Genomic DNA, 5,970 nt, shown 5'->3' on the forward strand with positions numbered 1-5,970 from the left:
GGCCTGGCCGCGCCGCTGGTCGCGGTCGTCTACTTCGGCACGAAGCACGCCTCGCCCCTGCCGGAGCGGGCGTTCGTGCCGGTTTCCGGGCAGGACATGCTCGCGCGGCTGCTGCCGGCCACGTACGGCTTCGGCACGCCCTCCCTCTTCGTCGGCACCACGACCCTGCTGCTCGCCCTCGCCCTGCCCTTCCACCGGGCCGTGCCCCGGCGGGTGCGCGCCGGGTGGACCCTGCTGGTGATCGCGGTGGCCCTGTCGATGCAGTGGGACCCGACCCACCTGGTCTGGCACGCCTTCACCGCGCCCAACGGCAGCGCGTACCGACAGGCGTTCGTCCTCTGCGCCCTGCTGGTGATCGCCGCCTGGCACACCCTCTCCTACGGCCCGCCCGGCCGGCGCGCACTGGGCGCGGCGGGGGCGCTGCTCGGCCTGACCGCCGCCGTGGCGAGCGGCAGCGACCTGGTGCGGCCCTTCGTCTGGCCGGTCCTGTTGTGCGCGGCCGCGGGCGCGCTGGGCGGACTGCTCCTGCTCGGCCGGGTCGTCCAACCTGCCCGACGCGCGGACAACACGGGCACAACCGGCACCCCCCGCACCACCCGCCTCGCCGCATTGGCCGTGGTGCTGCTCGTCGCCACCCAGTCCACCGAGGCCGTCGCGACCTCGGCGGTGGCCACGCGGACGCGGCTCGCGCACATGGACGACTACGCGCCCTGGGGCGCCCGGCAGCAGCGGCAGGCCGAGGCGATCGCCCGGGCGGACGGCTGGCCGCGTTACCGCACCGATCCCGGCCGGGAGCAGACCGTGGGCAACGACCCGCTGCTGGTGGGCGGCCAGGGGGCCCAGTACTACAGCAGCCTCACCTCCGACGTCCTCAGCCGTATGCTCACCGCCCTCGGCGGCGGCTGGACCTCGCGCGGCCGGAACCTGCAGAGCCTGGACAGCGCGGTCACCGACGCGGTGTTCTCCGTGGGGGCCCGCGTCCACTCACCACCCGACCCGCACCAGAACTGGTTCCCGCAGGACGGCAGCGGGGTGACGGTGTCCCGGCAGGACGTCCCGCCCCTGGTCACCGTGCGGCCCGCGCGGGACGCGCGGAACGGGCGTGCCGGCGTCCGCGCCTTCGGCCCGTCCCCCTACCGCAACCAGGAACTCCTGCTCGGCGCCCGCGTCTACACCGTGCCCCGACTCACCGTGCGCACCGCCGCCGGCCGCCACCCGGAGCGCGGCCCCGACGACCGGCCGGGCCTGCTCATCGGCGCCCTGGGCGCGGGCTCCGTACACCGGCCGGAGATCAGCGCCCGCTGCCCGGCCGGCAGCGAGGTCTACCTGTGGGCGCCGCACTTCTCCGGCACCGCCCGCCTCACCGACGCCCCGGCCGGCAACGGCGGCACCGCCCGAAACAGCGCCACCGCCCGCAACGGCGCCCCGGCCCGAAGTGACGCCCCGGCTCCGACCGGGCGGTTCCGGGCCGACCACCCCGTCACCAAGATCGCCCCGATGCAGCCGCTCGGCACCGTCCCGGCCTCCGGCCGGCTGCGCATCGAGCTGTCCCCGAACCGGGCGGGCACCGTCCCGGACGGCGCCGTCGGCTGCCTGGACACCGCCCGCCTGCGCACCGCCGTGCGGCGCCTGGAGACCACCGGCGCCACCGAGGTGACCGTCTCCGACGGAACCCTCCGGGCCCGCGTCCCCGCGGGCAGCACGGGCACCGCCGTGATCGCGGCACCCCGGATCGCCGGCTGGCGCTGCGCGGCCGGCGACGCGCCCGAGAGGCCCGCGAGCCAGTACTACGGCCTGATCGCCGTACCCCTCGACGGCACCGCCACCAGCCTGACCTGCACCTTCCACCCGCCAGGTCTGCGGCTGGGCACCGCGGTCGGGGCCGCGTCCCTGCTGGCCCTGGCGGTGCTCGCCGTCCTCACCGCCGTACGCCGGCGACGGACGGCAGGGCCCGGCCCGCACCCGCCCGCCGGCCCGGCACCCGCAGCCGCCCCCGCACCACGACCGACCACCCGCCCCCACGAGACCGCCACGGGCGGCACCGCCCGCACTCCTTAGACCGTGCCCCGGGGAGAACCATGCTCATCTCGATCGTCGCCCCCTGCTACAACGAGGAAGACGTCCTCGCCCGCTTCCACGAGCAGGTGCAGAAGGCCGCCGACGAACTCCTGCCGCTCGGCCACGACATGGAGTTCGTGTACGTCGACGACGGCAGCCGCGACCGCACGCTCGCCGTCATGCGGCAACTGGCCGACCGCGACCCGCGCGTGCGGTACGTCTCCTTCAGCCGCAACTTCGGCAAGGAGGCCGCGCTGCTCGCCGGTCTGCGCCACGCCACCGGGGACTCGGTCGTCGTGATGGACGCCGATCTCCAGCACCCGCCCGAACTGATCCGCCGCATGGTCGAGTTGCGCCTCCAGGGCCACGACCAGGTCATCGCCCGGCGCAGCCGCACCGGCGACCCCGTCACCCGCACCCTCACCGCGCGCCTGTACTACCGGCTGGTCAACCGCCTCGTCGACGTGGAACTCATGGACGGCGTGGGCGACTTCAGGCTGCTGTCCCGGCGGGTCGTGGACGCGGTGCTGAGCCTGACCGAGTACAACCGCTTCTCCAAGGGTCTGTTCGCCTGGGTCGGATTCCCCGCCACCACCTTCGAGTACGAGAACGCCGAGCGCGCCGAGGGTCGCAGCTCGTGGACCCTGAAGTCCCTGCTCAACTACGGGATCGACGGGCTGCTGTCGTTCAACAACCGGCCGCTGCGCGCCGCCCTCCATCTCGGCATGGCGCTGCTGACCTGCGCCGGCCTCTACACCGCGTGGATCGTGGGCGCCGCGCTCGTCAACGGCGTCCAGACGCCCGGCTATGTCACCATCATCACGGCGGTCACGGCTCTCGCGGGGGTGCAGATGGTGATGCTCGGCGTCATCGGCGAGTACACCGGCCGGATCTACTACGAGGTGAAGGGGCGCCCGCACTTCCTGGTGAAGGCGACCAACGTGGAACGGACGAAGGACCTCATCCCCTGATGCGCACCCTGATGACGCGGCCGATGGCGAGGCAGATCCTCACCTTCGCCGTGGTCGGCGCCGTCAACACGGCCGTTTACTACGGTCTTTACCTGCTGTTCCTGACGCGGCTGCCGTATCTCGGCGCGCACGTCCTCGCATTCGCGCTCAGCATGGTCGGATCGTTCTTCCTGAACGCGCGCTTCACCTACCGCACGCGCCCGACCTGGCGGAAATTCCTGCTGTTCCCGCTGACCAACGCCACCAATTTCCTCGTCACCACGACGGGTGTGTACGTGATCGTGGACGTCCTGCACGCCGGAAGCCGCCTCGCGCCCCTGCTGGCCTCGGCGGCCGCCATCCCGGTGACCTTCGTCGTCTCCCGCATGATCATGCTGCCCAAGGTGGACACCGCATAGGATTGCATAAACGTGCAGCGATACGTATAGTCATGCCATCAAGGAGGAGGGTTCATGGCTGTACGTGTGGCGGTCGCCGGAGCGAGTGGGTACGCGGGCGGAGAAGCGCTGCGTCTGCTGCTGGCGCACCCCGAGGCCGAGATCGGCGCCCTGACCGGGAACTCCAACGCCGGCCAGCGGCTCGGCGCGCTCCAGCCGCACCTGCTGCCCCTGGCCGGCCGGGTGCTCTCCGAGACCACGCCCGAGGTCCTCGCCGGACACGACGTCGTCCTCCTCGCCCTGCCCCACGGCCAGTCCGCCGCCGTGGCGGAACGGCTCGGCCCCGACGTCCTCGTCATCGACATGGGCGCCGACTTCCGGCTGAAGGACCCGGCCGACTGGGAGCGCTTCTACGGCTCCCCGCACGCCGGCACCTGGCCCTACGGCCTCCCCGAACTTCCGGGTGCCCGCGCCGCGCTGGAGGGGTCCAAGCGCATCGCGGTACCCGGTTGCTATCCCACCGCCGCCTCCCTCGCCCTCGCCCCGGCGTACGCCGCCTCCCTCACCGAGAACGAGGCGGTGATCGTCGCCGCCTCCGGCACCTCCGGCGCGGGCAAGGCCCTCAAGCCGCACCTGCTCGGCTCCGAGGTCATGGGCTCCATGTCCCCCTACGGCGTCGGCGGCGGCCACCGGCACACCCCGGAGATGATCCAGAACCTGAGCGCGGCCGCGGGGGAGCCGGTCACCGTCTCCTTCACGCCCACCCTCGCCCCGATGCCCCGCGGCATCCTCGCCACCTGCAGCGCGAAGGCACGGCCCGGGGTCACCGCCGAAGCGGTGCGCGCCGCCTACGAGAAGGCCTACGCCGACGAGCCCTTCGTCCACCTCCTGCCCGAGGGGCAGTGGCCCGCCACCGCCTCCGTGTACGGCTCCAACGCCGTCCAGATCCAGGTGGCGTACGACCCCGCCGCACACCGCGTGATCGCGGTCAGCGCCATCGACAACCTGACCAAGGGCACCGCGGGCGGTGCCGTGCAGAGCATGAACATCGCCCTCGGTCTCGACGAGACCACCGGGCTCACCACGATCGGAGTCGCACCGTGAGCGTCACGGCAGCCAAGGGATTCCAGGCGGCGGGCATCGCCGCCGGGATCAAGGAGAACGGCAACCCGGACCTGGCCCTCGTGGTCAACACCGGGCCCCGCCGCGCCGCCGCCGGCGTCTTCACCTCCAACCGCGTCAAGGCCGCCCCCGTGCAGTGGTCCGAGCAGGTCCTCAAGACCGGCCGGCTCTCCGCGGTGGTCCTCAACTCCGGCGGCGCCAACGCCTGCACCGGCCCCAAGGGGTTCCAGGACACCCACGCCACCGCCGAGAAGGCCGCCGAGGTGCTCGGCGTCGGCCCCGTCGAGGTCGCCGTCTGCTCCACCGGCCTGATCGGCGTGCTGCTGCCGATGGACAAACTCCTGCCGGGGGTGGAGACGGCCGCCGCGCAGCTGTCCGAGCACGGCGGCGAGAAGGCCGCCATCGCCATCAAGACCACCGACACCGTCCACAAGACCTCCGTGGTCACCAAGGACGGCTGGACGGTGGGCGGCATGGCCAAGGGCGCCGGCATGCTCGCTCCGGGCCTGGCCACCATGCTCGTCGTCCTCACCACCGACGCCGACCTCGAGGCCGCCGTGCTCGACAAGGCGCTGCGCGCCGTCACCCGGGTCACCTTCGACCGCGTCGACTCCGACGGCTGCATGTCCACCAACGACACCGTGCTGCTGCTCGCCTCCGGCGCCTCCGAGGTCACCCCGGAGTACGAGGAGTTCGCGGAGGCCGTACGCGCCGTGTGCGACGACCTCGGCCAGCAGCTCATCCGCGACGCCGAGGGCGCCGCCAAGGACATCAAGGTCGAGGTGGTGGGCGCCGCGACCGAGGACGACGCCGTGGAGGTGGGCCGCTCCATCGCCCGCAACAACCTCCTCAAGTGCGCCATCCACGGCGAGGACCCCAACTGGGGCCGCGTGCTCTCCGCCATCGGCACCACGAAGGCCGCCTTCGAACCCGACCGGCTGAACGTCGCCATCAACGGCGTGTGGGTGTGCAAGGACGGCGGCGTGGGCGAGGACCGCGCGCTGGTCGACATGCGCTACCGCGAGGTCCACATCGTCGCCGACCTCGCGGCCGGCGAGGAGACCGCCACCATCTGGACCAACGACCTCACCGCCGACTACGTCCACGAGAACAGCGCCTACTCCTCATGAGCAACGGAACCACGCGCAAGCACACCGCACTGCCCAAGGCGCGCATCCTCATCGAGGCGCTGCCCTGGCTGACCCGGCACCACGGGAAGACGGTCGTCATCAAGTTCGGCGGCAACGCCATGGTCGACGACGAGCTCAAGGCCGCCTTCGCCCAGGACGTCGTCTTCCTGCGCCACGCCGGCCTCAAGCCGGTCGTCGTGCACGGCGGCGGACCGCAGATCAGCGCCGCCCTCGACCGCGCCGGCATCGTCAGCGAGTTCAAGGCCGGCCTGCGCGTCACCACCGAGGACGCCATGGACGTCGTACGGATGG

Annotated in this window: 6 protein-coding genes; all 6 read left to right on the forward strand. The window is 72.7% G+C overall.

The features are described 5' to 3' along the window. Positions 1-2,058, forward strand: a 2,058-nt coding sequence (locus IE249_RS22070) for a YfhO family protein (RefSeq protein ID WP_229858992.1), incomplete at its 5' end; no start/stop codon positions are given. Positions 2,059-2,078: 20 nt separating this feature from the next. Further along, entirely contained in the window at positions 2,079-3,029 is a 951-nt protein-coding gene (locus tag IE249_RS22075; protein ID WP_189707118.1) for a glycosyltransferase family 2 protein, read from the forward strand. Then, positions 3,029-3,427: a GtrA family protein gene (locus tag IE249_RS22080; RefSeq protein WP_189707120.1), complete on the forward strand. Its 399-nt coding sequence runs from the start codon at positions 3,029-3,031 to the stop codon at positions 3,425-3,427. Before IE249_RS22075 ends, IE249_RS22080 begins: the two co-directional genes overlap by 1 nt. A gap of 54 nt (positions 3,428-3,481) precedes the next feature. Continuing rightward, the gene (argC, locus tag IE249_RS22085) at positions 3,482-4,510 is read left to right on the forward strand and encodes an N-acetyl-gamma-glutamyl-phosphate reductase (protein WP_189707122.1); all 1,029 of its coding nucleotides are present in this window, start codon (positions 3,482-3,484) and stop codon (positions 4,508-4,510) included. Beyond that, positions 4,507-5,658: a bifunctional glutamate N-acetyltransferase/amino-acid acetyltransferase ArgJ gene (gene argJ, locus IE249_RS22090; protein ID WP_189707124.1), complete on the forward strand. Its 1,152-nt coding sequence runs from the start codon at positions 4,507-4,509 to the stop codon at positions 5,656-5,658. Before argC ends, argJ begins: the two co-directional genes overlap by 4 nt. Continuing rightward, positions 5,655-5,970 (forward strand): acetylglutamate kinase (gene argB / locus IE249_RS38095; RefSeq protein ID WP_229858994.1); only part of this gene is annotated, 316 nt, incomplete at its 3' end. The genes argJ and argB, both read left to right, overlap by 4 nt.

Source organism: Streptomyces anandii JCM 4720 (genome assembly GCF_014650655.1).
Classification (GTDB): domain Bacteria; phylum Actinomycetota; class Actinomycetes; order Streptomycetales; family Streptomycetaceae; genus Streptomyces; species Streptomyces anandii.